The sequence below is a fragment of the Streptomyces sp. NPDC058335 genome (assembly GCF_042723915.1).
Classification (GTDB): domain Bacteria; phylum Actinomycetota; class Actinomycetes; order Streptomycetales; family Streptomycetaceae; genus Streptomyces.
In genome coordinates this window covers 65,729-91,049 of the sequence record NZ_JBHXHX010000025.1, presented here as the reverse complement: position 1 = coordinate 91,049, position 25,321 = coordinate 65,729, and the positions used below count along the sequence as shown (strand labels likewise).

At 70.4% G+C, this 25,321-nt stretch carries 27 protein-coding genes; 14 read left to right on the top strand and 13 right to left on the bottom strand.

What is annotated here, in order from left to right:
* Positions 1-27: 27 nt before the first annotated feature.
* Positions 28-966, top strand: a complete 939-nt coding sequence (locus tag ACFWJX_RS35410; RefSeq protein WP_383250425.1) for an amino acid ABC transporter permease — start codon at positions 28-30, stop codon at positions 964-966.
* A gap of 17 nt (positions 967-983) precedes the next feature.
* Complete coding sequence (locus ACFWJX_RS35405; RefSeq protein ID WP_383250448.1) at positions 984-1,736, top strand: amino acid ABC transporter ATP-binding protein; 753 nt, start codon at positions 984-986, stop codon at positions 1,734-1,736.
* Positions 1,737-1,792: 56 nt separating this feature from the next.
* Here the strand turns inward: ACFWJX_RS35405 and ACFWJX_RS35400 are convergent, their stop codons facing one another.
* Positions 1,793-2,554 carry a class I SAM-dependent methyltransferase gene (locus ACFWJX_RS35400; RefSeq protein ID WP_383250424.1) on the bottom strand — a complete coding sequence of 254 codons (762 nt, stop codon included), beginning with the start codon at positions 2,552-2,554 and terminating at the stop codon, positions 1,793-1,795.
* 100 nt (positions 2,555-2,654) lie between these two features.
* On the opposite strand from ACFWJX_RS35400, the gene ACFWJX_RS35395 reads away from it, so the two are divergent.
* Positions 2,655-3,284 carry a CGNR zinc finger domain-containing protein gene (locus tag ACFWJX_RS35395; RefSeq protein WP_383250423.1) on the top strand — a complete coding sequence of 210 codons (630 nt, stop codon included), beginning with the start codon at positions 2,655-2,657 and terminating at the stop codon, positions 3,282-3,284.
* On the opposite strand, the gene sodX is transcribed toward ACFWJX_RS35395, so the two are convergent.
* On the bottom strand, positions 3,188-3,622 hold the full coding sequence (gene sodX, locus ACFWJX_RS35390; RefSeq protein WP_383250422.1) for a nickel-type superoxide dismutase maturation protease: 435 nt from the start codon (positions 3,620-3,622) through the stop codon (positions 3,188-3,190). The genes ACFWJX_RS35395 and sodX overlap by 97 nt on opposite strands.
* A 146-nt stretch (positions 3,623-3,768) precedes the next feature.
* On the opposite strand from sodX, the gene sodN reads away from it, so the two are divergent.
* From sodN to ACFWJX_RS35370, 4 genes are all read left to right on the top strand, one after another.
* Positions 3,769-4,164: a superoxide dismutase, Ni gene (sodN, locus tag ACFWJX_RS35385; RefSeq protein ID WP_383250421.1), complete on the top strand. Its 396-nt coding sequence runs from the start codon at positions 3,769-3,771 to the stop codon at positions 4,162-4,164.
* 171 nt (positions 4,165-4,335) lie between these two features.
* Positions 4,336-4,728, top strand: a complete 393-nt coding sequence (locus ACFWJX_RS35380) for a helix-turn-helix transcriptional regulator (protein ID WP_383250420.1) — start codon at positions 4,336-4,338, stop codon at positions 4,726-4,728.
* 10 nt (positions 4,729-4,738) lie between these two features.
* The gene (locus ACFWJX_RS35375) at positions 4,739-5,167 is read left to right on the top strand and encodes a VOC family protein (RefSeq protein ID WP_383250419.1); all 429 of its coding nucleotides are present in this window, start codon (positions 4,739-4,741) and stop codon (positions 5,165-5,167) included.
* A gap of 43 nt (positions 5,168-5,210) precedes the next feature.
* Positions 5,211-5,975, top strand: a complete 765-nt coding sequence (locus ACFWJX_RS35370; protein WP_383250418.1) for a VOC family protein — start codon at positions 5,211-5,213, stop codon at positions 5,973-5,975.
* A gap of 319 nt (positions 5,976-6,294) precedes the next feature.
* On the opposite strand, the gene ACFWJX_RS35365 is transcribed toward ACFWJX_RS35370, so the two are convergent.
* From ACFWJX_RS35365 to ACFWJX_RS35350, 4 genes are all read right to left on the bottom strand, one after another.
* The gene (locus ACFWJX_RS35365) at positions 6,295-6,534 is read right to left on the bottom strand and encodes a hypothetical protein (RefSeq protein WP_383250417.1); all 240 of its coding nucleotides are present in this window, start codon (positions 6,532-6,534) and stop codon (positions 6,295-6,297) included.
* An 18-nt stretch (positions 6,535-6,552) separates the two neighbouring features.
* Entirely contained in the window at positions 6,553-7,137 is a 585-nt protein-coding gene (locus ACFWJX_RS35360; protein ID WP_383250416.1) for a dihydrofolate reductase family protein, read from the bottom strand.
* 280 nt (positions 7,138-7,417) lie between these two features.
* The gene (locus tag ACFWJX_RS35355; protein WP_383250415.1) at positions 7,418-8,542 is read right to left on the bottom strand and encodes a family 2 encapsulin nanocompartment cargo protein polyprenyl transferase; all 1,125 of its coding nucleotides are present in this window, start codon (positions 8,540-8,542) and stop codon (positions 7,418-7,420) included.
* A gap of 112 nt (positions 8,543-8,654) precedes the next feature.
* Positions 8,655-10,061: a family 2B encapsulin nanocompartment shell protein gene (locus ACFWJX_RS35350; RefSeq protein ID WP_383250414.1), complete on the bottom strand. Its 1,407-nt coding sequence runs from the start codon at positions 10,059-10,061 to the stop codon at positions 8,655-8,657.
* 174 nt (positions 10,062-10,235) lie between these two features.
* On the opposite strand from ACFWJX_RS35350, the gene ACFWJX_RS35345 reads away from it, so the two are divergent.
* Positions 10,236-11,147 carry a 1-aminocyclopropane-1-carboxylate deaminase/D-cysteine desulfhydrase gene (locus tag ACFWJX_RS35345; protein WP_383250413.1) on the top strand — a complete coding sequence of 304 codons (912 nt, stop codon included), beginning with the start codon at positions 10,236-10,238 and terminating at the stop codon, positions 11,145-11,147.
* 44 nt (positions 11,148-11,191) lie between these two features.
* Here the strand turns inward: ACFWJX_RS35345 and ACFWJX_RS35340 are convergent, their stop codons facing one another.
* The gene (locus ACFWJX_RS35340) at positions 11,192-12,790 is read right to left on the bottom strand and encodes a Na+/H+ antiporter (RefSeq protein ID WP_383250447.1); all 1,599 of its coding nucleotides are present in this window, start codon (positions 12,788-12,790) and stop codon (positions 11,192-11,194) included.
* Positions 12,791-12,850: 60 nt separating this feature from the next.
* Here ACFWJX_RS35340 and ACFWJX_RS35335 point away from each other — a divergent pair, with 60 nt between their 5' ends.
* The 3 genes from ACFWJX_RS35335 to ACFWJX_RS35325 all read left to right on the top strand — a co-directional run bounded on the left by ACFWJX_RS35335 (position 12,851) and on the right by ACFWJX_RS35325 (position 14,953).
* Positions 12,851-13,111, top strand: a complete 261-nt coding sequence (locus tag ACFWJX_RS35335) for a UBP-type zinc finger domain-containing protein (protein ID WP_073491348.1) — start codon at positions 12,851-12,853, stop codon at positions 13,109-13,111.
* A 271-nt stretch (positions 13,112-13,382) separates the two neighbouring features.
* The gene (locus ACFWJX_RS35330; protein WP_019058277.1) at positions 13,383-13,796 is read left to right on the top strand and encodes an anti-sigma regulatory factor; all 414 of its coding nucleotides are present in this window, start codon (positions 13,383-13,385) and stop codon (positions 13,794-13,796) included.
* Complete coding sequence (locus ACFWJX_RS35325) at positions 13,793-14,953, top strand: RNA polymerase sigma factor SigF (protein WP_383250412.1); 1,161 nt, start codon at positions 13,793-13,795, stop codon at positions 14,951-14,953. The genes ACFWJX_RS35330 and ACFWJX_RS35325 overlap by 4 nt, the downstream gene beginning before the upstream one ends.
* Positions 14,954-14,963: 10 nt before the next feature.
* Here ACFWJX_RS35325 and ACFWJX_RS35320 read toward each other — a convergent pair whose 3' ends face one another.
* On the bottom strand, positions 14,964-15,479 hold the full coding sequence (locus tag ACFWJX_RS35320; RefSeq protein ID WP_383250411.1) for a hypothetical protein: 516 nt from the start codon (positions 15,477-15,479) through the stop codon (positions 14,964-14,966).
* 147 nt (positions 15,480-15,626) lie between these two features.
* Between ACFWJX_RS35320 and ACFWJX_RS35315 the strand changes: the two genes are divergently transcribed.
* Both ACFWJX_RS35315 and ACFWJX_RS35310 read left to right on the top strand, forming a co-directional pair.
* Positions 15,627-16,595: a diacylglycerol/lipid kinase family protein gene (locus ACFWJX_RS35315; RefSeq protein ID WP_383250410.1), complete on the top strand. Its 969-nt coding sequence runs from the start codon at positions 15,627-15,629 to the stop codon at positions 16,593-16,595.
* A gap of 319 nt (positions 16,596-16,914) precedes the next feature.
* Positions 16,915-17,172 carry a WhiB family transcriptional regulator gene (locus ACFWJX_RS35310; RefSeq protein WP_006142322.1) on the top strand — a complete coding sequence of 86 codons (258 nt, stop codon included), beginning with the start codon at positions 16,915-16,917 and terminating at the stop codon, positions 17,170-17,172.
* 174 nt (positions 17,173-17,346) lie between these two features.
* On the opposite strand, the gene ACFWJX_RS35305 is transcribed toward ACFWJX_RS35310, so the two are convergent.
* The gene (locus ACFWJX_RS35305; protein ID WP_383250446.1) at positions 17,347-18,813 is read right to left on the bottom strand and encodes a sensor histidine kinase; all 1,467 of its coding nucleotides are present in this window, start codon (positions 18,811-18,813) and stop codon (positions 17,347-17,349) included.
* A 545-nt stretch (positions 18,814-19,358) separates the two neighbouring features.
* On the opposite strand from ACFWJX_RS35305, the gene nagB reads away from it, so the two are divergent.
* Complete coding sequence (gene nagB, locus ACFWJX_RS35300) at positions 19,359-20,144, top strand: glucosamine-6-phosphate deaminase (RefSeq protein ID WP_383250409.1); 786 nt, start codon at positions 19,359-19,361, stop codon at positions 20,142-20,144.
* Positions 20,145-20,229: 85 nt separating this feature from the next.
* On the opposite strand, the gene ACFWJX_RS35295 is transcribed toward nagB, so the two are convergent.
* The 4 genes from ACFWJX_RS35295 to ACFWJX_RS35280 form a co-directional block, all read right to left on the bottom strand.
* Positions 20,230-21,717 carry a glycoside hydrolase family 3 protein gene (locus ACFWJX_RS35295; protein ID WP_383250408.1) on the bottom strand — a complete coding sequence of 496 codons (1,488 nt, stop codon included), beginning with the start codon at positions 21,715-21,717 and terminating at the stop codon, positions 20,230-20,232.
* An 8-nt stretch (positions 21,718-21,725) separates the two neighbouring features.
* Positions 21,726-22,592, bottom strand: a complete 867-nt coding sequence (locus ACFWJX_RS35290; protein WP_383250407.1) for a carbohydrate ABC transporter permease — start codon at positions 22,590-22,592, stop codon at positions 21,726-21,728.
* Complete coding sequence (locus ACFWJX_RS35285; RefSeq protein ID WP_383250406.1) at positions 22,589-23,578, bottom strand: carbohydrate ABC transporter permease; 990 nt, start codon at positions 23,576-23,578, stop codon at positions 22,589-22,591. The genes ACFWJX_RS35290 and ACFWJX_RS35285 overlap by 4 nt, the downstream gene beginning before the upstream one ends.
* 121 nt (positions 23,579-23,699) lie before the next feature.
* A complete protein-coding gene (locus tag ACFWJX_RS35280; protein ID WP_383250405.1) occupies positions 23,700-24,983 on the bottom strand; it encodes an extracellular solute-binding protein in 1,284 nt (427 codons plus the stop codon).
* Positions 24,984-25,321: the final 338 nt, after the last annotated feature.

The window sequence follows — 25,321 nt, the reverse complement described above, 5'->3', positions numbered from 1 at the left end:
TCGACTCGGCTCTGAAAGGCTCCACCCGTGACTGTTGACGTCAACAAGACGGACGGTCCCGACGCGACGCCCCCCGCCGGGCCGGAGGCCATCAAGGCCATCCCGGTCCGGCACCCCGGGCGATACGTTTCGGCGGCCGTCGCGCTGGCCCTGCTGGGCTCGGTCGTCTACGCCTTCGCGCAAGGCAATATCAACTGGGACGCGATCCCGGACTACTTCTTCGACGACCGCATCATCGACGGCGTCTGGAACACCCTGCTGCTCACCGTGCTCTCCATGGTGATCGGCATCGTCGGCGGCATCCTGCTCGCCGTGATGCGCCTGTCGAAGAACCCCGTGACCTCGTCGATCGCGTGGTTCTACATCTGGTTCTTCCGCGGCACCCCGGTCCTGGTCCAGCTGTTCGTCTGGTTCAACCTGGGCCTGGTCTTCGAGTACATCAACCTGGGTCCGATCTACAAGGACTACTGGTCCTCGTTCATGACGCCGCTGCTCACGGCGCTGCTCGGCCTGGGCCTCAACGAGGCCGCGTACATGGCCGAGATCTGCCGTGCCGGTCTGCTCTCGGTCGACGAGGGGCAGAGCGAGGCGTCGCACGCACTCGGTATGAGCCACACCAAGACGCTCCGGCGGATCGTCATCCCGCAGGCGATGCGGGTGATCGTGCCGCCGACGGGCAACGAAGTCATCAACATGCTGAAGACGACCTCGCTCGTCTCGGCGGTGCAGTTCGCCGACCTCTTCAAGGAGGCGCAGGACATCGGTCAGAACGCGGGCTCCACGGTGGAGATGTACTTCCTCGCCGCCGCCTGGTACCTGATCATGACCTCGATCCTCAGCGTCGGGCAGTACTACGTCGAGCGGTACTACGCCCGCGGCTCGAGCCGCAGCCTGCCGCCGACGCCGCTCCAGCGCGTCAAGGCCGCCGTCCTGCCCGCGCGCCGCCCGAAGGGAGTCTCGGCATGACGCAGCCCTCCCACCCCATGGTGAAGGCCGAGGGCGTGCACAAGTCCTTCGGCCCCGTCGAGGTCCTCAAGGGCATCGACCTTCAGGTGAACTCCGGCGAGGTGTTCTGCCTCATCGGCCCGTCCGGCTCCGGCAAGTCGACCTTCCTGAGGTGCATCAACCACCTGGAGAAGATCAACGCCGGTCGTCTGTACGTCGACGGCGAGCTGGTCGGCTACCGCCAGAAGGGCGACAAGCTGTACGAGCTGAGGGACAGCGAGGTCGCGCTGAAGCGCCGGGACATCGGCATGGTGTTCCAGCGGTTCAACCTCTTCCCGCACATGACCGCGGTCGAGAACGTCATGGAGGCCCCGGTCCAGGTCAAGGGCCAGAACAGGGGTCAGGCCAGGGAGCGTGCCAGGGAACTGCTGGAGCGGGTCGGCCTCGGCGACAAGGCCGGGAACTACCCCTCGCAGCTCTCCGGCGGCCAGCAGCAGCGCGTCGCGATCGCGCGGGCCCTGGCCATGGACCCGAAGCTGATGCTGTTCGACGAGCCGACCTCGGCGCTGGACCCCGAGCTGGTCGGTGACGTCCTCGACGTCATGCGCGACCTGGCGGAGTCGGGCATGACGATGGTCGTCGTCACGCACGAGATGGGCTTCGCCCGCGAGGTCGGCGACAGCCTGGTCTTCATGGACGACGGTGTGGTCGTCGAGTCCGGCAACCCGCGCGACGTCCTGACGAACCCGCAGCACGAGCGGACGCAGGCGTTCCTGTCCAAGGTCCTCTGACCTGACACCACGCACGGTGGAGGGGCGGTACGGAGTTCTCCGTACCGCCCCTCTCGTCACTTCAGCGCCAGCAACAGCGTGTCCGAGGGCGAGCACCACACCGGCCTCGCCTCCGCGAACCCCTTCTCGCGCAGCACGCGCGCGTGCCAGGACGGGGCCGGCATGTCGCCGTCGGCGTGCTCGCCGTAGATCTCGAAGCGGCGGGCCGTCGGACCGGCGAGGACCGGGTCCTGGGCGGCGAGCTGCCACCACTCGGCCCAGTCGAGGGCGCCGTCGGCCTTGGCCTGATCCATGCGGGCGTGGCGCAGGGCGCGTTCGGCCGCGTTGATCCGGGGCGTGGAGTCGTCGATCATATGGTCCGCGTTCATGAAGACACCGCCGTCGCGGACCAGCTCGGCGACCTGACCGTAGAGGGCCGCGAGGGGTTCGCTGTGCAGCCAGTGCAGGGCCGTGGCGGTCAGGACGGCGTCGTACGAGTCGTACGGCAGCCCGGCCCGCCAGCCGGGGTCCTTGAGGTCGGCGGTCACCAGGGTGACCCGCTCGTCGCCCGCGAAAGTGCCCTCGGCGATGGCCAGGAGCGCCGGGTCGAGGTCGACGCCGGTGCTGGTGGCACCGGGGAGGCGGGCGAGCAGCCGGGCGGTGATGGTGCCGGTGCCGCAGGCGAGGTCGAGAACGCGGGGTGTGGGGCCGACGAACGACTCGACCATGTCGAGCATGATCCGGAAGCGTTCCTCCCGGTCGGGCATGTACCACTCCTGCTGCCGGTCCCAGCTCTCCTGCCAGGACTGCCAGTCGGTTCCCGTACTCGTCGTGGTCATGGGAGCCCTCTCTTCCTTCGCCCGCGTAATACCCTGGAAGCACGATCAGCCGTTACCCGACCGCAACGACGACCATAGAGCCCCTCCGTAAGGACTACAAGTGGAACTGGCCTATTACTCGGACTATGCCGTTCGCCTCGTCAACAGCGAGGAACCGGCCCGGGGCAAGGACTCGCTGACCTCGGTCGAGGCCGTCCGCGGCCTGTTCGTCGGCAACGCGTCGGCGGCCCGCCGCGCCACCGACACGGACGTCACGCGGTTCCGCTCGGTCCGCGGCCGCCTGCGCGCGGTCTTCGAGGCGGCCGACGGCGGCGACGAGACCCTCGCCGTCGACCTGCTGAACTCCCTCCTGCTGGAGTTCCCGGTCAGCCCGCAGATCTCCGGGCACGACCACCGCGACGACGACGGCCGCCCGCTGTGGCACATGCACCTCGCCGACCACCCGTCGAACGCGACCGCCGGCTACGCCGCCATCGCCGCGATGGGCCTGGCCTTCCACCTGACGGAGTACGGCGTCGACCGGCTGGGCCTGTGCGAGGCGAGCCCGTGCCGCAACGCCTACCTGGACACCTCCACCAACCGCTCCCGGCGCTACTGCTCCGACCGCTGCGCCACCCGCGCCAACGTGGCCGCCTACCGCGCCCGCAAGCGCCTGGAGGCCGACCGGTCGGCCAGCACGGGCCTGGCCGCGGAGAGCGCCCAGCGCAGCGCCGCCAGCGGCGAACGCTGACCCCGCTTCCGGGGCCGGTACCGGAACCGCACCGTCCCGAGGATCAGCTCGTCGGGCACCGTGCCGTAGTCGGTGCTGTCACCGCCCGCGTACGCGTTGTCCCCGAGCACCCACCAGCCGCCCTCGCGGCGTTCCACGGCCCGTTTGACGACGAGCAGGTCCTGCTGGAAGGGGTGCCGCAGCACGATCACGTCCCCCGGCCGCACCCTGGCCCCGTACCGCACCACCAGCTGATCGCCGTGGTGCAGCGTGGGCACCATGGACGGACCGGTCACCTCGGCCAGTCCGAACGGCACGGTGGTCCTCCCTCGCTCGACGTCCTGCGACGGCTCCGGCATCGCCGGCACCTCCCCTGGTCCGTTCCTCCACCAGTCTCAGTCTGACCCCGGACTTTTGTCCTAAGCCCATGGGGGCACTCGCGAAAACCGTTCCCGCAGGGAGTAATGTCCCACCTGAGAAGACGATCACGAGGAAGGAACGCTCCATGCTTTCCCGCCTGTTTGCCCCCAAGGTGACGGTCAGCGCGCACTGCGACCTGCCCTGCGGTGTGTACGACCCGGCCCAGGCCCGCATCGAGGCGGAGTCGGTGAAGGCCGTGCAGGAGAAGATGGCCGCCAACGACGACGCGCACTTCCAGGCGCGCGCCACCGTCATCAAGGAGCAGCGCGCCGAGCTCGCGAAGCACCACGTTTCCGTGCTGTGGAGCGACTACTTCAAGCCCCCGCACTTCGAGAAGTACCCCCAGCTGCACCAGCTGGTCAACGACACCCTCAAGGCCCTCTCGGCCGCGAAGGCGTCGACCGACCCGAAGACGGGCGAGAAGGCGCTGGAACTCATCGCCGAGATCGACAAGATCTTCTGGGAGACGAAGAAGGCCTGACACCTGGGCCGTTCCCGACACCGGCGGTCGGTGCACCACCGCGGGGCGAGGGACTTTCCGGAGGGGCCCGGTCGGCATCACGACCGGGCCCCTTCGGCATGCCCGGGGCGGGCACCGCGGCCCCCCGCGGAACCTCCGCACGATCGGGTGCCCCCGTGCGATGCTGGCCGTGTGACCCTGGAGGACCTGGTCCGGCTGCGGCAGGCGCGCGACCGGATGGACCGTGAGTACGCGGAGCGCCTCGACGTAGCCGTGCTCGCCCGCACGGCCCTGATGTCCCCCGGCCACTTCCAGCGCAGCTTCCGCGAGGCCTACGGCGAGACGCCGTACGGCTACCTCATGACCCGCCGGATCGAGCGGGCCAAGACGCTGCTGCGGCGCGGCGACCTCACGGTCACGGAGGTCTGCATGGAGGTCGGCTGTACTTCGCTCGGTTCGTTCAGCGCCCGGTTCACCGAGCTGGTGGGCGAGACGCCGAGTGCCTACCGGGCGCGTTCGCACGAGGCGAGCGCGGTGATCCCGCCGTGCGTCGCACGGACGTACACGCGCCCCCGACGTACATAGGGTGATCGCCATGGATCTCAAACTCCGCCAGTGTTTCCTGGCCGTCGACGACCACGACAAGGCCCTGTACTTCTACCGGGACATCCTCGGCCTGGAGGTCCGCAACGACGTCTCGTTCGAGGGGATGCGGTGGCTGACGGTCGGCTCGCCGCTCCAGCCGGACGTGGAGGTCGTGCTGGAGCCGCCGGGCGCGAGCCCGGACGCCTCCCCCGCCGACCGGGAGCTGATGGCCCGGCTGCTGGCCAAGGGCATGCTGCGCGGGGTCATCTTCACCACGGCCGACTGCGACGCGCTGCACGAGCGCGTGCGGGAGGCCGGCGCCGAGGTCCTCCAGGAGCCGATGGACCAGCCGTACGGCGTGCGGGACTGCGCGTTCAGGGATCCGGCGGGGAACCTGCTGCGGTTCATGGAGCGCTCGGACGACACCGCGGGCGCCTGAAAACCCGGGCGATCCCGCGGGTGCACCGGCCTACGATCGCCGCATGAGCCCCCGCACCAGCACCCACGTCCCCGTCCGCTGGACGTACGCCTTCGCCGACCGGCCCGCCGAGCACTTCGAGCGGGCCTGTGCCTTCTGGACCGCCGTCACGGACACGGCCCTGTCCGAACTCCGGGGGGACAAGGACGAGTTCGCCACCCTGCTGCCGGAGGGAGCCGACGCCTGCGTGAAGGTGCAGGCGGTCGACGACGACAGGGGCGGTGCGCATCCGGACTTCTGCGTCGAGGACGTCGAGGGGTTCGTCGCGGCGGCGCTGGACTGGGGCGCGCGTACGGTCGCCGCCCACGACGGGTGGGCCGTACTGCGCTCCCCCGCCGGTCAGTTGTTCTGCGCGGTGCCCTGGCACGGCGAGTCCGTACGCCCGCCCGTGGTGGCCGGCAGCCGCCTCGACCAGGTCAGCCTCGACATCCCGCCGTCCGCGTACGACGCCGAAGTCGCCTTCTGGAGCGGCCTCCTGCCCGACTGGGCGTCCCGGCCGGGTTCGCTGCCGGAGTTCCACGTGGTGGCGCCGCCGCCGGGACTGCCCGTGCGGATCCTGCTCCAGCGCGTCGGCGAGGAGCGGCCCGTGTCCGCCCACCTCGACCTCGCGTGCGGCCCGGACATCGACGCGGTCCGCGCCCGGCACGAGCGGCTCGGCGCACGGTTCGTCGCCGCCCACCCCCACTGGACGGTCCTGCGCGACCCGGCGGGCGGCCTGTACTGCCTGACGGGCCGCGACGCGGAGACGGGCGGGCTGCCGCGGGCCTAACCAGGGGGCCACGACGTCGACGTACAGGCACTGGACGATCGTGGGGTCGTCGGCGGTCGCTGCCTCCGGCGGGCACCCCGAGTGGTCGTCCGCGTCGATCTCCAGCAGCGGCGCGGATTCCTCGTCCCTGTGCCAGGCGGGCGGGCTGCGACGGCCTGGCCGCGTCCTGCAACCACAGCGTCATCCCGCCCCGACCACGGCCGTCAGCGCCCGTACGGCGACGGCCCACCGCCGGCCCCTACGACGACCCCTCGGGCATCCCTCATGTCCGCCCCTCCCCGTTCGGCCATGGGACCACGCCCGCCCGGCCGGGCGGGCGTCAGGAGGCGGGGGATGCGGGGGCTCTCGGCTCGTCGGCGTGCTCCGGCGATGCGGCGCGGCCGTGCTGCTCGGTGTGGCCGTGCTGTTCGCTGCCGGGCTCGACGCACGCCTCGCAGTCGGGGTTGTGGCACGGGCCCGCGACCCAGCGCGGTACCCACGCGCCCAGCGTCTTGTGGCGCCGGACCACCGTGTCCACGGTCTGCCCACAGGCGGGACAGACGTGCTTTTCCCTGTCCATGTCCTCAGGGTAGGCCGGTCAGCGCGTCCGTGCGTAGGTGCGGACGAGGACTCCGTTGGAGAAGGTGCGCACGGATTCCAGGCTGAAGTCGGTCACGGAGAAGTCCGCGCCGAACATCGGCATGCCGGAGCCGTAGACCTGCGGATAGGTCTTGATGACGAGTTCGTCGATCTCGTCGAGCAGTTCACCGGCGATGCGCGAGCCGCCGCAGAGCCAGATACCGAGCTTGCTGTCCTCGGCCTTGAGCCGGCGGACCCGGGCGGCCAGGTCACCGTCGATGATCTCGACGTTCGGGTCGGGCGAGGCGTCGAGGGTGCGGGAGGCGACGAACTCGCGCAGGTGGCCGTAGGGGCTGGTGATGCCGGCGTCGAGGGCGAGCTGGTAGCTGGCCCGGCCCTGGATCACGCTGTCGAAGTTCGGGTTCTCGGCGTCCTTCAGACCCATCGACTCACGGCCCTGGACGGGGATGGTGTCGGGATACGTGGAGGCGAGGTAGCCGAGGAACTCCTCGTCCAGGAACCCGAACATCGACGAGGCGTCGCCTTGGGGGTCTCCGATGAAGCCGTCGATGGAGCAGGCGACGAAGTAGGTGAGCTTTCGCAAGCCGGTCTCTTTCCCTGGGCTGGTTTCTAACAACTCCAGTTGTAGTACTTCAGCTGTAGTGATTGCAAGGTGTCCGCCAGGGTTTCCGAGAAACCGAGGCAAGTGGGAGAAGAGGTTCCACATGACCGGGGACACGAAGAGGCGGGTCCCGCACACCGTGGGGATGTGCGGGGCCCGCCTGACCGGTCCCCTCGGGGCCGTACGGAGTCAGGAGCCGCACGGTTCCGGAGGTCCGGGGTTTTCGAGAGGCAGGGGCTACCGGCCTTGGTCGCGCCCCTCCTCAGGTGCTGCGACGCGTCACGAACTCCGCCAGGGACAGCAGGCCGCCCGCCGATTCCGGGTCCGGGACGGCGCGGGCCAGCTCGGACATCGCTCGGGCCATGCGGTCGGCCGCCTGTTCCAGGGCCCATTCCCGGCCGCCCGCCCGCTCGACGGCCAGCGTCATCCGCTCCACGTCGTCCCCCTGCTCGTGGGGGAGCGCGTACAGCTCGGCCAGTTCCGCGGCGGCCGGGGAGCCGGAGCCGAGCGCGGCGACCACCGGCAGGGACTTCTTGCGGGCGACCAGGTCGGCACCGGCCGGTTTGCCGGTGTGCCGCGGGTCGCCCCATATACCGATCACGTCGTCGATGAGCTGGAAGGCGAGCCCGGCCTCACGGCCGAACGCGTCCAGCGCCTCGACGTCCTCCTCGGATGCCCCCGCGTACAGCGCGCCGAGCGCACAGGCGCACCCGAGCAGCGCGCCCGTCTTGGCCTCGGCCATGGCGAGCACCTCGTCGAGGGTGACCTCGGCCGGGCCCCGCTTCTCCATGGCGGTGTCCGAGTGCTGGCCGGCACACAGCTCCACCACGCAGTCCGCGAGCCGGGCGGCGGCGGCCGAGGACGCCGGATGCGGGTCCGCGGCGAGCATCCCCAGGGCGAGCGCCTGGAGCGCGTCCCCGGCGAGGATGGCGTCGGCGTCGCCGAACACCGTCCAAGCGGTGGGGCGGTGCCGGCGGGTGGTGTCCCGGTCCATCACGTCGTCGTGCAACAGCGTGAAGTTGTGGATCAGTTCGACGGCGGCGGCCGCCGGGAGGGCCGCTGTCCGAGCCGCCGGGCCGCCGAGCGCGGCGGCCGCGGCGAGCACCAGCGCGGGCCGGATCGCCTTGCCCGCGTTGCCCGCGGCCGGTGTGCCGTCCGCGTGCTCCCAGCCGAAGTGGTAGCGGGAGATCCGCCGCATCGAGCGGGGCAGCGAGTCGAGCGCGGCACGCAGCGCGGGGTCGACCGAGCCCCGGGTCTCCTCCAGGATCGCCGCCGCCTCGTGCCCGTCGGGCGCCCCGGTGCCGCCGTCGGTCTGACTCGGGATGCCCCGTGCCCCCTCCCTCGCCCCGCCGGGGTGCGTCCTGGTCCGCGTCACATACTCGGTCATCGAGCCCCCCTCGCCGGGTCCGCGTACGGCAGCGGATGCGCGGCCACCGGGCGGGTACCCCCTGGGTGTACCCGCCCGGGTGGGCGGGGACACGGCGTCCGCACGGGTGAGGTCACTGCCAGCGGCCGATCTCGACGTTCTCCAGCACGCCCAGCGCGTCCGGGACCAGCACCGCCGCCGAGTAGTAGGCCGTGACCAGGTACTTGATGATGGCCTGTTCGTTGATGCCCATGAACCGCACGGACAGGCTCGGCTCGATCTCGTCCGGGATGCCGGACTGGCGCAGCCCGATGACGCCCTGGTCCTCCTGGCCGAGACGCAGCGCGATGATCGAGCTGGTGCGGGCCTCGGTCACCGGGATCTTGTTGCACGGGTAGATCGGAACCCCCCGCCAGGTGGGGATCCGGTTGCCGGCGACGTCGATCGTCTCGGGGACGAGGCCCCGCCTGTTGAGTTCGCGGCCGATCGCGGCGATCGCGCGCGGATGGGCGAGGAGCATCTTGGTACCGCGCCGGCGGCTGAGCAGCTCGTCCAGGTCGTCCGGGCCGGGGACGCCGTCGTGCGGCTGGATCCGCTGGTCGTACTCGCAGTTGTGGAGCAGGCCGAACTCGCGGTTGTTGACCAGCTCGTGCTCCTGGCGCTCCTTCAACGCCTCGACCGTCAGCCGCAACTGCTGCTCGGTCTGGTTCATCGGCTGGTTGTACAGGTCGGCCACGCGCGAGTGGATGCGCAGGACGGTCTGGGCGATGCTCAGTTCGTACTCGCGCGGCCGGGCGTCGTAGTCCACGAAGGTGTGCGGGATGTCCGGCTCACCGGCGTGGCCCGCGGCCAGCTCGACGGCCTTCTCGCCGTAGCGGTTGGTCGACTGCCGGGGGATCGAGCGCAGATTCCGAAGGTGCTCGGTCAGTGAGTCGGCGCGCTCGGCGACCTGTTCGAAGTCCTGGCGGGACAGGATCAGCACGGTGCAGGCGGTGACCGCGCGCGCGGTGTACTCCCAGATGGCGTCCGGGTCGAGCAGCGCCTGGTCGCCGAAGTAGGCGCCGTCGGCGAGGACTCCGAGGACCTGGTCGTCGCCGTAGGGACCGGTGCCGACCTTCTCGACCCTGCCGTGCGCGAGGAGGTAGACCTCGTCGGTCTGGCTGCCGAAGGAGGCGACCAGCTCGCCCGGCGCGTACTCCCGCTGCCGGCAGCGGGAAGCCAGCTCCGAGAGCACGTCCTCGTCCTCGTACGACCGCAGTGCGGGCAGTTCGCCCAGCTCCGCGGGGATGACCTCGACCTGGTCGCCGGTCTTGACGAAGGTGACGCGGCCGTCGCCGACGGCGTACGTCAGTCGCCGGTTCACTCGGTATGTGCCGCCCTGTACGTCGATCCAGGGCAGATTCCGCAGCAGCCAGCGAGAGCTGATCTCCTGCATCTGCGGTACGGACTTGGTGGTGGTGGCCAGGTTCCGCGCGGCCGCGGTGCCAAGGCTCTGCTGCGGCTTGCCCTGCTCAGCGCGGACTTCTTCGCCTACCGACATAGAGAAATGCCCTCCCGGTGATGCACCGACGCCGTTCTGCGCCGCCGCACTGTTCTCGCGGACAAGCCTTCCATCACTCAGTGTGTTCGTGCCATTACCCGAAAGAGCGGGAATGGATCAACGACGGTGTGGGCACAGCGAGTTTTCGCACGAACGGTGTTCGACAATGGCGAGGTGACCCGCCCTGTTCCGTTCGACTCCGCGGCCCTGCGCCCCCGGCTGCCCTCACCCCTGGAGGAGGTGGCCGACGAGCGGTTCGCGCGGCACGGGGTACGGCTGCTGCTCAAGCGGGACGACCTGATCCACCCGGAGCTGATCGGCAACAAGTGGCGCAAGCTCGTGCCGAACCTGGAGGCGGCGGCGGGACGGCCGGTCGTGACGTTCGGGGGCGCCTACTCCAACCATCTGCGGGCCACGGCCGCCGCCGGCCGTCTGCTGGGCCTGCCCACGGTCGGGGTGGTGCGCGGCGACGAACTGGCGGACCGTCCGCTGAACCCCTCCCTGGCCCGCTGCGCGGCCGACGGGATGCGGCTGCGCTTCGTCGACCGGGCGACCTACCGCCGCAAGACCGACCCCGGCACCCTGGCGGCGGTCCTGCGCGCCGCCGGCGCCGAGGACGCGTACGTCGTACCCGAGGGCGGCAGCAACGCGGCGGCCGTCCACGGCTGCCGCGCCCTCGGCGAGGAGCTGCGCGACCACGCCGACGTCGTGGCCCTCGCCTGCGGCACCGGCGGCACCCTCGCGGGCCTCGCCGCCGGGCTGGGCCCCGGCCGGCGAGCCCTCGGCATACCGGTCCTCAAGGGCGGGTTCCTCGGGGACGGCATACGGGCCCTGCAGACGGACGCCTTCGGCGGCCCGGTGGGCGACTGGCGGCTGGACGAGCGCTTCCACTTCGGCGGGTACGCCCGCACCACCCCCGTCCTCGAGGACTTCGCACGGGACTTCGAACAGCGGCACGGCCTGCCGGTCGAGCGTCTCTATGTCGCCAAGTCGCTGTACGCACTTGTCGTCCTCGCCGAGGAAGGCGCGTTCCCGCGCGGGACACGGCTCGCGGCGGTGGTGACGGGAGCGCCGTTCATCCCCTGAGCCCGCTGTTCCCCGCCCCCTGGCCGAAGCCGCCCGTGCGGCTGCTAGCCGGCCTCCCGGTAGGCCGCGGCCTCCTCCAGGTCCAGCCTGCGCAGCAGCGTCCGCAGCATCTCGTCGTCGATGTAACGGCCGTCGCGCAGACGCACGAAGACCCCGCGCTCGGCGCTGATCATCTCGCGGGACAGGCGGCGGTAGGTGTCGTCGACGGTCTCACCGGTGACCGGGTTGACCTGGCCCAGGCGTTCCCAGACGGCGTTGCGGCGGCGTTCGAGGACGTTGCGGAGCCGGTCGGCCAGCGGCGGGGGCAGGGTGTTGCGCTCGTCGGACAGCAGTTCCTCCAGTCGGTGCTCGGCCGCCCGGGAGGCCTGGGCCTGCGCGTTGGCCTCGGCGAGGGTCGCGGCCTGCGGGTCGGCTTCGGGGAACTTCAGCAGACGGATCAGCGGGGGCAGGGTCAGGCCCTGCACGACCAGGGTGCCGATGACCGTGGTGAAGGTCAGGAAGAGGATCAGGTTGCGGTGCGGGAAGGGCCCCTCTCCGTGATCGACGGTGACCGGGATGGAGAACGCGATGGCGAGCGAGACGACTCCGCGCATGCCGGCCCAGCCGATGACGATCGGCCCTCGCCAGGTGGGGTTCTCCTCACGCGCGCGGATGCGTGCCGACAGCAGCCGGGGCAGGAAGGTCGCCGGATAGACCCACAGGAAGCGGACCACGACGACCACGAGGAAGAGGGCGACCGCGTACCAGGCGGCGTCCAGCCCCTCGTAGTCGCCGAGGCCTCTCAGGACGATCTGGAGTTGCAGGCCGATGAGGGCGAAGACCGCCGACTCCAGGACGAAGGCGACCATCTTCCACACCGCGTCCTCCTGGAGCCGGGTGGCGAAGTCGACCTCCCACGCGCGGTGGCCCAGGTAGAGGGCGACCACGACCACGGCGATGACGCCGGAGGCGTGGAACTGCTCGGCGGTGGCGTACGCGACGAACGGGATGAGGAGGGACAGCGTGTTCTTGAGGAGCGGCTCCTTCAGGCGGGTCCGCAGCCAGTGCAGCGGGGCCATCAGGACCAGACCGACGGCGGTGCCGCCGACCGCGGCCACCAGGAACTCCTCGATCCCGCCGGCCCAGGACGCGCCCTCTCCGACGACGACCGCGAGGGCCACCTTGTAGGCGGTGATCGCGGTCGCGTCGTTGAGCAGGGACTCGCCCTGGAGGATCGTCGTCACCTTCGACGGCAGGCCGACCTTGCGCGCCACCGCCGTCGCCGCGACCGCGTCGGGCGGCGCCACGACCGCGCCCAGCACCAGCGCCGCGGTCAGCGGCAGTCCCGGGACGATCAGATAGGCGGCCCAGCCGACGGCGAGCGTCGCGAAGAGGACGTAGCCGACCGACAGCAGCGCCACGGGCCGCAGCTGGGCCCGCAGGTCGAGGTAGGAGCTGTCGATGGCGGAGGTGTACAGCAGCGGGGGCAGCAGGAGCGGCAGCACGACGTCGGGGTCGAGGGTGTAGTCCGGGACTCCGGGGACGTACGAGACGGCCAGGCCGACGGCGACCAGCAGCAGCGGTGCCGGCACCGGTGTGCGCCGGGCCGCCGCGGCGATCGCCGCGCTGCCCGCCACCAGCAACAGCAGTGGCATCACGTCCATGTTTCGCCCGCCCTCGTTTTTCTGCGCGGTCATCCGCACGACCGTCGTAATCTGGCAATCATGAAACAGTGCACGCACGCCGACGCGCTGCCGCACCCCGAACCCGTCCCGCTCGGCGAGACGTGCCCGGAGTGCCTGCGGGACGGCACCCACCCGGTGCAACTACGGCTGTGTCTGACGTGCGGACACGTCGGGTGCTGCGACTCGTCGCCGGGCCGGCACGCCACGGAGCACCACAAGGACTCCGGCCATCCGATCATGCGGACGTTCGAACCGGGCGAGAACTGGCGCTGGTGCTTCGTCGACCACGTCCTCGTGTGAGCCGCACCGGGCACGGTTCGTCCGTGGACCGGGTACGGTTCGAGCATCTGGCGCCTGGGTACGTCAACCCGGCGCGCCCTCTTCCCTTTTGGGCCGGCAGACCCCTAGACACGGAGCGTGTTCGCAGTTTTACTGTGAGTGACGCCAGGGGGTTGGGGTCCCGGGGACAGGACGGACGAGAGCGCGATAGCGTCACCGCTGCACCACACACGCGTTACCCCGGGGGGCGACCCTCGGCCCCCGAAAAGCTTGTACCACCTTGGAGGTGAGGGTGTCCCAGATCGCAGGCGAGCCCGCGACCCAGGACTTCGTGGAAGTCCGGCTGCCGGCTGCGGGTGCCTACCTGTCGGTGCTGCGGACGGCCACGGCCGGCCTCGCGGCCCGTTTGGACTTCACCCTGGACGAGATCGAGGATCTCCGCATCGCGGTGGACGAGGCCTGCGCGATCCTGCTCCAGCAGGCCGTGCCCGGTTCGGTGCTCAGTTGTGTCTTCCGCCTGGTCGACGACTCGCTGGAGGTCACCGTCTCGGCGCCGACCACCGACGGGCACGCCCCCGCGCGCGACACCTTCGCCTGGACCGTGCTGTCCGCCCTGGCGGGCAAGGTCTCCTCCGCCGTGGACGAGGACAAAACCGTTTCGATCAGCCTCTACAAACAGCGCGGCGCGGGACCCGGGCCGGCGTGAGGAACGGGGACGGGCCGGTGCGGGACGAAGAGCGCGGCACACGGGAGCTGCCGGCCGAGAGCGCCGGGACGGCCGTCTCTCCGGACGGTTCCCGACGCATGGCGGACGGCATCGACGGTATTCCCGAGCAGGCCCGGCCCCATCCGGAGGACGAACCGGCCTCCGTCGGGACCGGCTTCCCGGAGAGTGCCGGGCAGGAGTCGCCTCGGGAGAGGCGGATCGGGGGCACCCCCGGCCGGGCCGAGGAAGAGGCTCGACAGAGGGCGACGGGCGGGACGATGAGCGAGCACGAGCGAGACGACGAACAGGGCGTGCCGGGCACGCGGCACGAGCCTCAGCAGCCCGCGCCTCGGCAGCCGGTGCCACAGCAGGCCGTGCAGCAGCAGCCGGTGTCCCAGGCGCGCGAGGACCGCAGCGGGGCACGCGCGAAGTTCATCGAACTGCGCGCGCTGAACGACGGCAGCCCGGAGTACGCGGAGCTGCGCAACCAGCTGGTCCGCATGCACCTGCCGCTCGTCGAGCACCTCGCGCGCCGCTTCCGCAACCGTGGGGAGCCGCTGGACGACCTCACCCAGGTCGCCACCATCGGACTGATCAAGTCGGTCGACCGATTCGATCCGGACCGCGGCGTGGAGTTCTCGACGTACGCGACACCGACGGTCGTCGGCGAGATCAAGCGGCACTTCCGCGACAAGGGCTGGGCGGTGCGGGTGCCGCGCAGGCTCCAGGAGCTGCGGCTGTCCCTCACGACGGCCACGGCCGAGCTGTCCCAGCTGCACGGCCGCTCCCCGACCGTGCACGAGCTGGCCGAGAAGCTGGCGATCTCGGAGGAGGAGGTCCTGGAGGGCCTGGAGTCGGCCAACGCCTACTCCACGCTGTCGCTGGACGTCCCCGACACCGACGACGAGTCCCCGGCGGTCGCCGACACCCTCGGCGCGGAGGACGAGGCGCTGGAGGGCGTCGAGTACCGGGAGTCGCTCAAGCCGCTCCTCGAGGACCTTCCACCGCGCGAGAAGCGGATTCTGCTGCTTCGCTTCTTCGGCAACATGACGCAGTCGCAGATCGCGCAGGAGGTCGGCATCTCCCAGATGCACGTCTCCCGGCTGCTGGCGCGCACGCTGGCCCAGCTGCGGGAGAAGCTCCTCGTCGAGGAGTGACCCTCCTCGGCTACTTCCGTCCGCCGCTGTCGGCGTCTCCCGCGTGGCCGGGCCCCCGGATCCCGAGGGCCCGGGTCGTCTCGCCGTTGACGATCAGGATCAGCGCGGCGATGGCGGTGGCGGCGAGCGCGATGCCCGCCGGGATCGCCATGCTCTCGGCCTGGAGCAGGTTGTAGGCGACGGGCAGCGCCATGATCTGCGTGATGACCGCCGGCCCTCGGCTCCAGCTCCGGCAGCCCAGCAGTCCGCGGGCGGCGAGCAGGGGCAGCAGCGCGAGGACCACCAGCGTCACCCCGCCGGTGACGGCCTGCTGCCGGTCGTCGGGGGCACCGGTGACTCCGAGGACGAGGATCCAGAGCCCGCCGACGACCAGCGCGAGCCCCTCCAGGCCGACGAGCGCCGCGGCGTACGTCAGACGGCGCGGGCGGGGACCCGCGTGCTCGGTGTCTGCGCCGTGTCCGTCGCTCCCGGCGCTTCCGGCGTTTCCCGTGCTTCTCGGGGTGGCGGGGTTCTGCTCGCTGCTCACCCCAGAAGGGTAGCCGCCGCTCCCCGGCCCGTCCCTGTGCCCCTCCGGCCCCGCACGCCCGTCGTGTCACGGCTCACGCCGCGGGGTCCCGGCCGATCCTCGTCCGGCCTTGTGCCTCGGTACCACCCAGTAGGTACGCTGCCATCCATGCGTGCACTTCTCGTGGTCAATCCGGCAGCAACCACTACGAGTGCACGGACGCGGGACGTCCTCATCCACGCGCTCGCCAGCGAGATGAAGCTGGAGGCGGTCACCACCGAGTACCGCGGGCACGCGCGGGACCTGGGGCGGCAGGCCGCGCAGAGCGAGGACATAGACATGGTCGTCGCCCTCGGTGGCGACGGCACCATCAACGAAGTGGTGAACGGGCTGCTGCACGCCGGCCCCGATCCCGAGAACCTGCCCGGCATCGCCGTGGTCCCCGGCGGCTCCACCAATGTCTTCGCCCGCGCGCTGGGCCTGCCCAACGATCCCGTCGAGGCGACCGGCGCCCTGCTGGACGCCCTGCGCGAGGGCCGGGAGCGCACCGTCGGGCTGGGGCTGACCTCCGGTACGCCGGGTTCGGAGGACGAGGCGGTGCCGGGGCGCTGGTTCACCTTCAACGCCGGGCTCGGTTTCGACGCCGGCGTCGTCGGCCGGGTCGAACAGCAGCGCGAGCGCGGCAGGAGGTCCACCCACGCGCTCTACGTCCGCCAGGCCGTGCGCCAGCTCCTCGGTGAGCCGCAGCGCCGGCACGGTTCGATCACGCTGGAACGGCCGGGCGCGGACCCGGTGACCGATCTGGTGCTGTCCATCGTCTGCAACACGGCACCGTGGACCTATCTGGGCAATCGTCCGGTGTACGCCTCACCTAAAGCCTCGTTCGATACCGGGCTCGACGTACTCGGCCTGAGCCGTCTGTCCGCGGCCTCCGTTGTCCGGTATGGGACCCAGTTGCTCACTTCGTCCCCCGAGCGGGGACCTCATGGCAAGCACGCCGTGTCCTTGCACGACCTGGACCAGTTCACCTTGCATTCGAAGGTCCCGCTGCCCCTCCAGATGGACGGTGACCACCTGGGGCTGCGAACCAGCGTGACGTTCACAGGCGTACGCCGTGCACTGCGTGTGATTGTGTGAGCAGAAAGGGCTGAAGTCCTTTCACTCGAACGTTTAGACCCAGGTCCACCCCATGGAAGTACGGCTGTGACCTAGTCGACACCGAGGAATCAAAAAAAACTTTCCGGAAGGGGTTGTATCCGCCGCCGAGGTTTGCGAGTCTCTATCTGGCGATCGGGACGGCCCGCAGGACCAGCCTCCACTGATCACCAGAACCCCTCTTCAATCCACAGGACCGCGCCAGGGAACCTGGCTGGTGGCCCTTCACTTGTTGAGGGATTCGTGAAAGCGTTCACATTCACAAGCAACTTGCATGTAATACCAAGGAGAGGTAGCAGCCATGGACTGGCGTCACAACGCCGTTTGCCGCGAGGAAGACCCCGAGCTCTTCTTCCCCATCGGCAACACCGGTCCTGCGCTGCTGCAGATCGAGGAAGCCAAGGCCGTCTGCCGTCGCTGCCCCGTTATGGATCAGTGTCTGCAGTGGGCGCTCGAGTCCGGTCAGGACTCCGGCGTCTGGGGTGGCCTCAGCGAGGACGAGCGACGCGCAATGAAGCGCCGCGCCGCCCGCAACCGGGCCCGTCAGGCTTCCGCCTGACGACACCCGCCCCACAAGCCTGACGCTTGGCGGCGCGTACAGCGAGTACGCATCTCCCGCCCCGAGCCGCAGCGCGCAGTACCCCCGATGTCCAGCTCACGCTGGCAACGAGCATTTGAGCCCCGGACCCCTGAACGGTCCGGGGCTTCTTGCTGTGCCCTCGGCCGACGTGGGCTACTTCTGCGCCCGCACCGGGATGTCCAGGATCACCTGCGTGCCCCGCTCCGGCGCCGGGACCATGTCGAACGATCCGCCCAACTCCCCCTCCACCAGCGTCCGTACGATCTGGAGGCCGAGGTTGCCCGAGGTGTGCGGGTCGAATCCCTCGGGCAGGCCGACGCCGTCGTCCTGGACGGTGACCAGCAGACGGCCCTCCTTCGTGGTGCCGCCGCGAACCGCCGAGACCTCGACCGTGCCGGTGTCGCCCTCGCGGAACCCGTGCTCGAGCGCGTTCTGAAGGATCTCGGTGAGCACCATGGACAGTGGGGTGGCGACCTCCGCGTCGAGGATGCCGAAGCGGCCGGTGCGCCGGCCGACCACCTTGCCCGGCGAGATCTCCGCGACCATCGCCAGGACCCGGTCGGCGATCTCGTCGAACTCCACCCGCTCGTCCAGGTTCTGGGACAGCGTCTCATGGACGATGGCGATCGAGCCGACGCGCCGGACCGCCTCCTCCAGGGCCTCCCTGCCCCGCTCGGACTCGATCCGGCGGGCCTGGAGCCGCAACAGGGCGGCGACGGTCTGGAGGTTGTTCTTGACCCGGTGGTGGATCTCCCGGATGGTCGCGTCCTTGGTGATCAACTCACGCTCACGGCGCCGCAGTTCGGTGACGTCCCGGAGCAGGACGAGCGAACCGATGCGGGTGCCCTTGGGCTTGAGCGGGATGGCGCGGAACTGGATGACGCCGTCGTGCGCCTCGACCTCGAACTCGCGCGGTGCCCAGCCGCTGGCGACCTTGGCGAGCGCCTCGTCCACCGGGCCACGGGTGGGGGCGAGTTCGGCGGTGGTCAGGCCGAGGTTGTGGCCGACCAGGTCGGAGGCGAGGCCCATGCGGTGGTAGGCGGAGAGCGCGTTCGGGGAGGCGTACTGGACGACCCCGTCGGCGTCCAGGCGGATCAGGCCGTCGCCGACGCGCGGGGCCGCGTCCATGTCCATCTGCTGGTCGGGGAACGGGAAGGAGCCGGCCGCGATCATCTGCGCGAGGTCGGAGGCGCTCTGGAGGTAGGTCAGCTCCAGGCGGCTCGGGGTGCGCACGGTGAGCAGGTTGGTGTTGCGGGCGATGACGCCGAGGACGCGGCCCTCGCGCCGTACGGGGATCGACTCGACCCGGACGGGGACCTCCTCGCGCCACTCCGGGTCGCCCTCGCGCACGATCCGGCCCTCGTCGAGGGCGGCGTCCAGCAGGGGCCTGCGGCCGCGCGGGACCAGGTGGCCGACCATGTCGTCCTGGTAGGAGGTGGGGCCGGTGTTGGGGCGCATCTGGGCGACGGAGACGTAGCGGGTGCCGTCGCGGGTGGGGACCCACAGGACCAGGTCGGCGAAGGAGAGGTCGGAGAGCAGCTGCCACTCCGAGACCAGCAGGTGCAGCCACTCGAGGTCGGAGTCGCCGAGTGCGGTGTGCTGGCGTACGAGTTCGTTCATGGAGGGCACGTCTGCGAGCGTACCTGGGGGTATGTGCGGGGCCTAAAAGGGGCGGAGACACCCGCCCGGAGACACCCGCGGGCCGCGGCGCCTGAGAGGGACCCTCAGCCCTCCCGGCACCGCAGCCCGGAGCAATATCGGCCGCGGGGTGTGCGGTCCCGCCGACCGAGGGTGAGGATCCGGGGCAGTCAGGGCAGAGAGCTCCGGGTCCTCGGTCCGCCTTCCTGTGCGGGGAAGACGGAAGTCTGCTACCTACCCCCGCCATTCTGGACTAGACCACTTATCGGTGTCCATGTGCCGGAGCTTGTTCAACCGTAGGTATTCGGACGCCCTAGCATCCACAACGCAGCCTAGCCTGTGCGGGTTCCCTCGCGGGGCCCGATCGGCAGGGCAATTTCCGGATCGCCGTGGACACGGACGGCCTCGCGCGACCTTCGCCACCTGGGCGGGGGTGCCCGATTCTGTTAGATTGGTCCGTGGATTGGTCTAAACCACATAGCCCTTCGGGGCCCCACTCGACCCCCTCTCCAGAACGGCAGGCCAGCGTGGAAGTTGTCATCGTTGCGGACGCCAGGTCGGGCGGCGAACTCATCGCCCATGCCATCGCCCAGCTCCTGCGGCGCAAGCCCGACGCCCTGCTCGGCGTGGCCACCGGTTCCACCCCGCTGCCGGTCTACCAGGCGTTGACGGCCCAGGTGCGCTCCGGTGCCGTGGACACCTCACGGGCGCGGATCGCCCAGCTCGACGAGTACGTGGGGCTGCCCGCCGAGCACCCCGAGTCCTACCGCTCGGTGCTGCGCCGGGAGGTGCTGGAGCCGCTCGGCGTCGGCATGGACGCCTTCCTCGGGCCGGACGGCACCGCCGAGGACGTACAGGCCGCCTGCGAGGCCTACGACCGGGCGCTGGCCGCGGCCGGCGGGGTCGACCTCCAGCTGCTGGGGATCGGGACCGACGGGCACATCGGGTTCAACGAGCCCTGCTCCTCGCTGGCCTCCCGGACGCGGATCAAGACGCTCACCGAGCAGACCCGGATCGACAACGCGCGGTTCTTCGACGGGGACATCGAACAGGTCCCGCACCACGTCATCACGCAGGGCATCGGCACCATCCTGGAGGCGCGGCACCTGGTGCTGCTCGCCACGGGCGAGGGCAAGGCGGACGCCGTCGCCGCGACGGTCGAGGGGCCGGTGGCGGCGATCTGTCCCGCCTCGGCGCTCCAGCTGCATCCGCACGCGACGGTCGTCATCGACGAGGGGGCCGCGTCCAAGCTGAAGCTCGCGGACTACTTCCGGCACACGTACGCCAACAAGCCTGATTGGCAGGGGATCTGAGGGCCTCCGCTACAACGCCCGCTACGACAGGACAGGCGCCGGCTCCCCGAAAGGGGAACCGGCGCCTGTGTCGTCGTGGGGGGCGTCACGCGCCCGCGATGACCTCCGCCGCCGCCCGTCCGCAGACGCGGGCCGCGCCGTGGGTGGCGAGGTGGAGGGCGCCGCGCGGTGGGGCCTGCGGGACGCCCATCTCGACGACGACGGTGTCGGGGCGGGCGGCGAGGAGGGTGTCCAGGGCCGCCGTCATCCAGGGGTGGCGGTGCTCGTCGCGGACCACGGCCACGATCCGCCGCTCCCCCGCCGCGACCAGTGCCGCCTGTCCCGCGTCCTCGCCGGCGAAGCTGCCCGTCTCGGTGCCGGGCAGCAGCCGGGCGAGTTCCACGGCCACGCCCCAGGGGGTTTCGTCGCCGACGGCGATGTTGGCGACCGGGGTGAGGGCGGCGACGTAGGGGGCGTCGGTGAGCGGGGTGAAGGGGGCGACGGCGGTGCGGCGCAGTGCGCGGCGCGCGGCGACGAGGCCGATGTCGGTCCGCGCGCCGGCCCGGTCGGCGGAGGCCGCTGCCGAGGCCGTCCAGCGGGCCAGGGCGCGGACCCGTTCCGCCGCGTCGGCCAGGCGTTCCTCCGGGAGGTCGCCGACGCGGACCGCGGCGACGAGGGCGTCGCGCAGGCGCCGTACCGTCTCGTCGTCGGCGAGGCCGCCGCCCACACAGATGGCGTCGGCGCCGGCCGCGATGGCGAGGACGCTGCCGCGCTCGATGCCGTAGGTGCCGGCGATCGCCTGCATCTCCATGCCGTCGGTGACGATCAGGCCGTCGTAGCCGAGTTCGCCACGCAGGAGCTCAGTCAGGATGCGGCGGGACAACGTCGCCGGGCGGTCCGGGTCCAGGGCGGGGACCAGGATGTGCGCGCTCATCACGGCACGGCTGCCGGCGGCGATGGCCGCGCGGAACGGGGCCAGTTCGCGCTCGGCCAGCACCGCGGGGTCCACGGCGATGCGGGGCAGGGCGAGGTGGGAGTCGACGGCCGTGTCGCCGTGGCCGGGGAAGTGCTTGGTGCAGGCGGCGACGCCCGCCGCCTGGAGGCCGGTGACATAGGCCGCGGTGTGCCGGGCGACCAGGTCGGGGTCGGCGCCGAAGGAGCGTACGCCGATCACCGGGTTGCCCGGGTTGGAGTTCACGTCGGCCGACGGGGCCCAGTTGAAGTCGACGCCGCAGGCCGCGAGGCGGCGGCCCAGCTCGAAGGCGACCTGCCTGGTGAGATCCGTGTCGTCGACCGCGCCGAGGGCGTGGTTGCCGGGGAAGCTGGAGCCGGTCCGCACCTCAAGGCGGGTGACGTCGCCGCCCTCCTCGTCGATCGCGACGAGCACGTCGTCACGCTCGGTGCGCAACTGGGCGGTGAGCGCGGCGAGTTGTTCGGGGGAGGCGATGTTGCGGCCGAACAGGCCGACCGAGGCCAGGCCTTCGCCGAGGCGGCGCAGCAGCCAGTCGGGGGCGCTGGTGCCGGCGAAACCGGGCTGGAGGACCGTCAGGGCGTCACGCGTCAGAGTGTCGGTGTCGCTGGCGAGTGTCGTCATCGGGGGCGTTATCCCTTCACGGCGCCCGCGGTGAGACCCGCGGCCATCTTGCGCTGGACGAGGAGGAACAGCACGACGATCGGGACGGCCATCAGGGTGGCGCCGGCCATCATCGGGGCGTACTCGGTGCCGTGCTTGGTGGTGAAGTTGCCGAGCCAGACGGTCGCGGTCTGGTTCTTCTGGCTGAGCAGCATCAGGGCGTAGAGGTACTCGTTCCAGGCCTGGATGAAGCCGTAGACCGAGGTGGCGACCATGCCGGGGGCGAGCAGCGGGAAGACCACGCGCATGAAGGCGCCGGTGCGGGAGCAGCCGTCGACCATCGCGGCCTCCTCCAGCTCCTTCGGGATGTTGACGATGAAGCCGCGCAGGGTCCACACCGTGAAGGGCAGGATGAAGGTCAGGTAGGTGATGATCAGGCCGGTCAGCCGGTCGTACTGGCCCAGGTCGTTCAGGAGCAGGAAGACCGGGATGATCATGGCGACCAGCGGGACCATCTGGACCGCGAGGATGCCGACGATCACGATCTTGCGGCCGCGGAAGGCGAACCGGGAGATGGCGAGCGCGGCCAGCATGCCGACGACGATGCCGATCAGCACGACCGCGAGCGAGACGACGAGGCTGCGGGCGACCGGGCCCCAGAAGTCGGCGATGTCCATCGCGCGGCCGAAGTTGGAGAAGGTCAGCGCGGTGGGCAGCAGGCTCGGGTCGGGGTCGATGGCGTCCTTCGCCGGTTTGAACGCCGTGTTGAGCATCCAGTAGACGGGGAAGCCGACGACGACGAACACGAGGAGGCCGAGGAGGTTCCAGCCGAGCTTGGGCTTCCGACGGCCCGAGCCGCCGCCGGAGCCGCTCCTCGCCGTGGCGATGGCGCTCATTCGACCTCTCCGATCTTCAGCATCTGGCGCATGTACACGGCGACCACACCGAGCAGCAGCAGCACGGTGATCAGGGCGATCGCCGAGCCCTGGCCGTAGTCGTTGACGACGAAGGCGCGGTCGTAGGAGTACGTCGTCAGCAGCTGGAACTCGGCCTCGGGATGGCCGTTGCGCATCACGAAGACCTGCGGGAAGACGCCCATGTCCCAGATGACCGACAGGGTCGTGAGCATCACGATGATCGGCTTGAGGATGGGCAGGGTGACGTACCGGAAGACGCCCCAGGCGCCGGCGCCGTCGAGGCGGGCGGCCTCCTCCAGTTCCTTGGGAACCTGGGTGAGACCGGCGCTGAGGGTGATCACCACGAACGGGACGGCTCCCCAGATCACCAGCAGCATGATCACGGCCAGGCCCTGCGGCCCGCTCGCGAACCAGTTGTGGCCGATCATGTCGACGCCGGGCAGCCTGCTCAGGACCGCGTTGAGGATGCCGTAGTCGGCGTCGAACAGCCACTTGAAGACCGTGGTGGCCACGATGATGGGCATGCCCCAGCTGGCCACCAGCGCGATGTTGATGAGCGTCTTCACCCAGCCGGAGACCCGCTGGAGCAGCAGCGCGATCAGCATGCCGAGGACCATCGTGAAGATGACGCAGCCGGCCGCGAAGACGATCGTGCGCAGCACGACGGACCAGAACTCGCTGTCGCCCAGCACGTTGGTGAAGTTGTCGAACCCGACCGACTCGGCCGGCTGGAAGCCCCACAGCTGGGACTGCCCGAACTTCTGGAAGGAGAGGGTGACCAGGCGGACGAGCGGATAGCCCATCACCAGCACGAGGATCAGCAGGCAGGGGGCGAGCAGCAGCCAGGGGGTGCCGGCGGAGGCGGAGGCCGCCTTGGCGCGAGGCCGCCGTGGCACGGACGGCGGTGGCGGTGCCGGCCGCGGCGGCGGCACCTTGGCAGGGGTGGTGGTGTCTGCGGCACTCATCGCGCGCTCCTCAGCGGTCCCTCAGGTCGTACGAAGGCGAAGCCCCGTGGGGGTACGGAGGCCGGGGCCCTCTCGGTCGTACGGACGGCGGGGCTCCGCCGCAGCGGAGCCCCGCCTCTCGTCACTTGGTGTTGATGACCTTGTCGATCGCGGCGTCCGCCTCCTTGGCGGCCTCCTCGACGGTCTTCTTGCCGGTGCCGATGCTCTGGAGCATGGTCTGGAGGACCTGGGCCTTCTCGACCTGGCCCCAGCCGGGCGCCATCGGGACGAACCAGTTGGACTCGGCGGCGGTGGCCGGTACGACCGTCTTGGGGTCGTTCTTCAGGGTCGCGAGGTCGGTCTTGTTGTTGGGCAGGTTGCCCTTGGCCATCAGGCCCTTCTGGCCGGCCGGACCGGTGAACGCGTTGATCCACTCGGCGGCGAGTTCCTGCGCGTCCGACTTGACCGGGACGGCGAGGTCGGAGCCGCCCAGGAACACGGGGAGGTTCTTGCCGGACGGACCGGGCATCACGAAGTTCTCGAGGTTGCCCTTGAGCTTGCCGCTCTTGTCGTTCTCGGGGGCCTCGGCGGTCGCGCCCTCCCAGGCCGCGCCGAAGATCATGCCGGACTTGCCCTGGCCGTAGACGATGTAACGGTCGGACTCGTCCTTGGTCTTGTCGCCGTGCATGTACTTGTCGACGACGTTCTTGTACTCGTTGAGGCCCTTGACGGACTCGGGGGAGGACAGGTTGCCCTTCCACTGGCCGCCCTCCTCCTTCGCGATGGAGCCGCCGGCGTCGTAGACGAAGGACATGGCCGCGTACCAGTCGCGGGTGGGCTGGTACCAGGAGCTGAACTTGTCGCCCTCCTTCTTCTGGACCTTGTCCAGGGCGGCGGTCAGCTCCGCGTAGGTCTTCGGGGCCGCCTTGACTCCGGCGGAGGCGAAGAGGTCCTTGCGCCAGTTGCCGACGCGGCCACCGGCGTAGTACGGCACGCCGTAGGTCTTGTCCTCGTACGTCACCGAGGCCTTGAGGCCGTCCAGCCAGGCGGAGGAGTTGTCGAACTTGGTGGCGTCGAGGGGGGCGAAGGCGCCCTTGACCATGTAGCTGAGCATCTCGGTGTTGCCCATCTCGACCACGTCGGGCACCTTGTCGGTGGCGAGGACCGCGTCGAGTTTGGCGTTCTTGTCGGGCCAGCCGTAGTACTCGTGGGTGATCTTCACGCCGGGGTGCTTCTTCTGCACCGCCGCGTCCGCGGCCTTGACCAGCTCGGGCCAGTTGTTCTGGGCGTCGACGGTCAGCCAGACCGTCAGTTCCTTGGCGTCGGTGCCCTTGTCCGAGCCACCGCTGTCCTTGTCGTCCCCGCACGCCGCGATGGAGACCATCATGCCCGCGATACCGATCGCGGCTATCAGCTTGCGCTTCACGCCAACCCTCCTCAGGGATGCCACAAACCCCCCTGCCTCCCCGCCGCGGTCGAGCGTCAACGCGTACCGTCCGTGGGACCAGGACCTGGACCAATGGTGTAGACCAGTAAGCCGGAGCTTGGCTCAGACCAATTGGGCTGTCAAGGGTGTTCAACCGGGGTTGAGTCGTCCGTTACGGGACCGCGATATGCAGGGACTTTTCAATTCAAGGGCGACGCATCGACCCCCTTCGGGGGACTGAACCAATCGGCCCTGGCCGAGATGCTGGACTAGACCAACGGGGGTCCCGGAGGTATACAGAAGAGATCACGGAGCGCGCGAGGGCACCGCACTGGACA

What these genes read in the sequence shown, in the direction of transcription:
- ACFWJX_RS35295 (WP_383250408.1), bottom strand. Translation starts at nt 21,717, where the DNA reads ATGACGACACTCGCCAGCGACACCGACACTCTGACGCGTGACGCCCTG.
- ACFWJX_RS35290 (WP_383250407.1), bottom strand. Translation starts at nt 22,592, where the DNA reads ATGAGCGCCATCGCCACGGCGAGGAGCGGCTCCGGCGGCGGCTCGGGC.
- sodX (WP_383250422.1), bottom strand. Translation starts at nt 3,622, where the DNA reads ATGCCGGAGCCGTCGCAGGACGTCGAGCGAGGGAGGACCACCGTGCCG.
- ACFWJX_RS35405 (WP_383250448.1), top strand. Translation starts at nt 984, where the DNA reads ATGGTGAAGGCCGAGGGCGTGCACAAGTCCTTCGGCCCCGTCGAGGTC.
- ACFWJX_RS35285 (WP_383250406.1), bottom strand. Translation starts at nt 23,578, where the DNA reads ATGAGTGCCGCAGACACCACCACCCCTGCCAAGGTGCCGCCGCCGCGG.
- ACFWJX_RS35355 (WP_383250415.1), bottom strand. Translation starts at nt 8,542, where the DNA reads ATGACCGAGTATGTGACGCGGACCAGGACGCACCCCGGCGGGGCGAGG.
- ACFWJX_RS35350 (WP_383250414.1), bottom strand. Translation starts at nt 10,061, where the DNA reads ATGTCGGTAGGCGAAGAAGTCCGCGCTGAGCAGGGCAAGCCGCAGCAG.
- sodN (WP_383250421.1), top strand. Translation starts at nt 3,769, where the DNA reads ATGCTTTCCCGCCTGTTTGCCCCCAAGGTGACGGTCAGCGCGCACTGC.
- ACFWJX_RS35340 (WP_383250447.1), bottom strand. Translation starts at nt 12,790, where the DNA reads ATGGACGTGATGCCACTGCTGTTGCTGGTGGCGGGCAGCGCGGCGATC.
- ACFWJX_RS35400 (WP_383250424.1), bottom strand. Translation starts at nt 2,554, where the DNA reads ATGACCACGACGAGTACGGGAACCGACTGGCAGTCCTGGCAGGAGAGC.
- ACFWJX_RS35365 (WP_383250417.1), bottom strand. Translation starts at nt 6,534, where the DNA reads ATGGACAGGGAAAAGCACGTCTGTCCCGCCTGTGGGCAGACCGTGGAC.
- ACFWJX_RS35305 (WP_383250446.1), bottom strand. Translation starts at nt 18,813, where the DNA reads ATGAACGAACTCGTACGCCAGCACACCGCACTCGGCGACTCCGACCTC.
- ACFWJX_RS35315 (WP_383250410.1), top strand. Translation starts at nt 15,627, where the DNA reads ATGCGTGCACTTCTCGTGGTCAATCCGGCAGCAACCACTACGAGTGCA.
- ACFWJX_RS35370 (WP_383250418.1), top strand. Translation starts at nt 5,211, where the DNA reads ATGAGCCCCCGCACCAGCACCCACGTCCCCGTCCGCTGGACGTACGCC.
- ACFWJX_RS35335 (WP_073491348.1), top strand. Translation starts at nt 12,851, where the DNA reads ATGAAACAGTGCACGCACGCCGACGCGCTGCCGCACCCCGAACCCGTC.
- ACFWJX_RS35310 (WP_006142322.1), top strand. Translation starts at nt 16,915, where the DNA reads ATGGACTGGCGTCACAACGCCGTTTGCCGCGAGGAAGACCCCGAGCTC.
- ACFWJX_RS35375 (WP_383250419.1), top strand. Translation starts at nt 4,739, where the DNA reads ATGGATCTCAAACTCCGCCAGTGTTTCCTGGCCGTCGACGACCACGAC.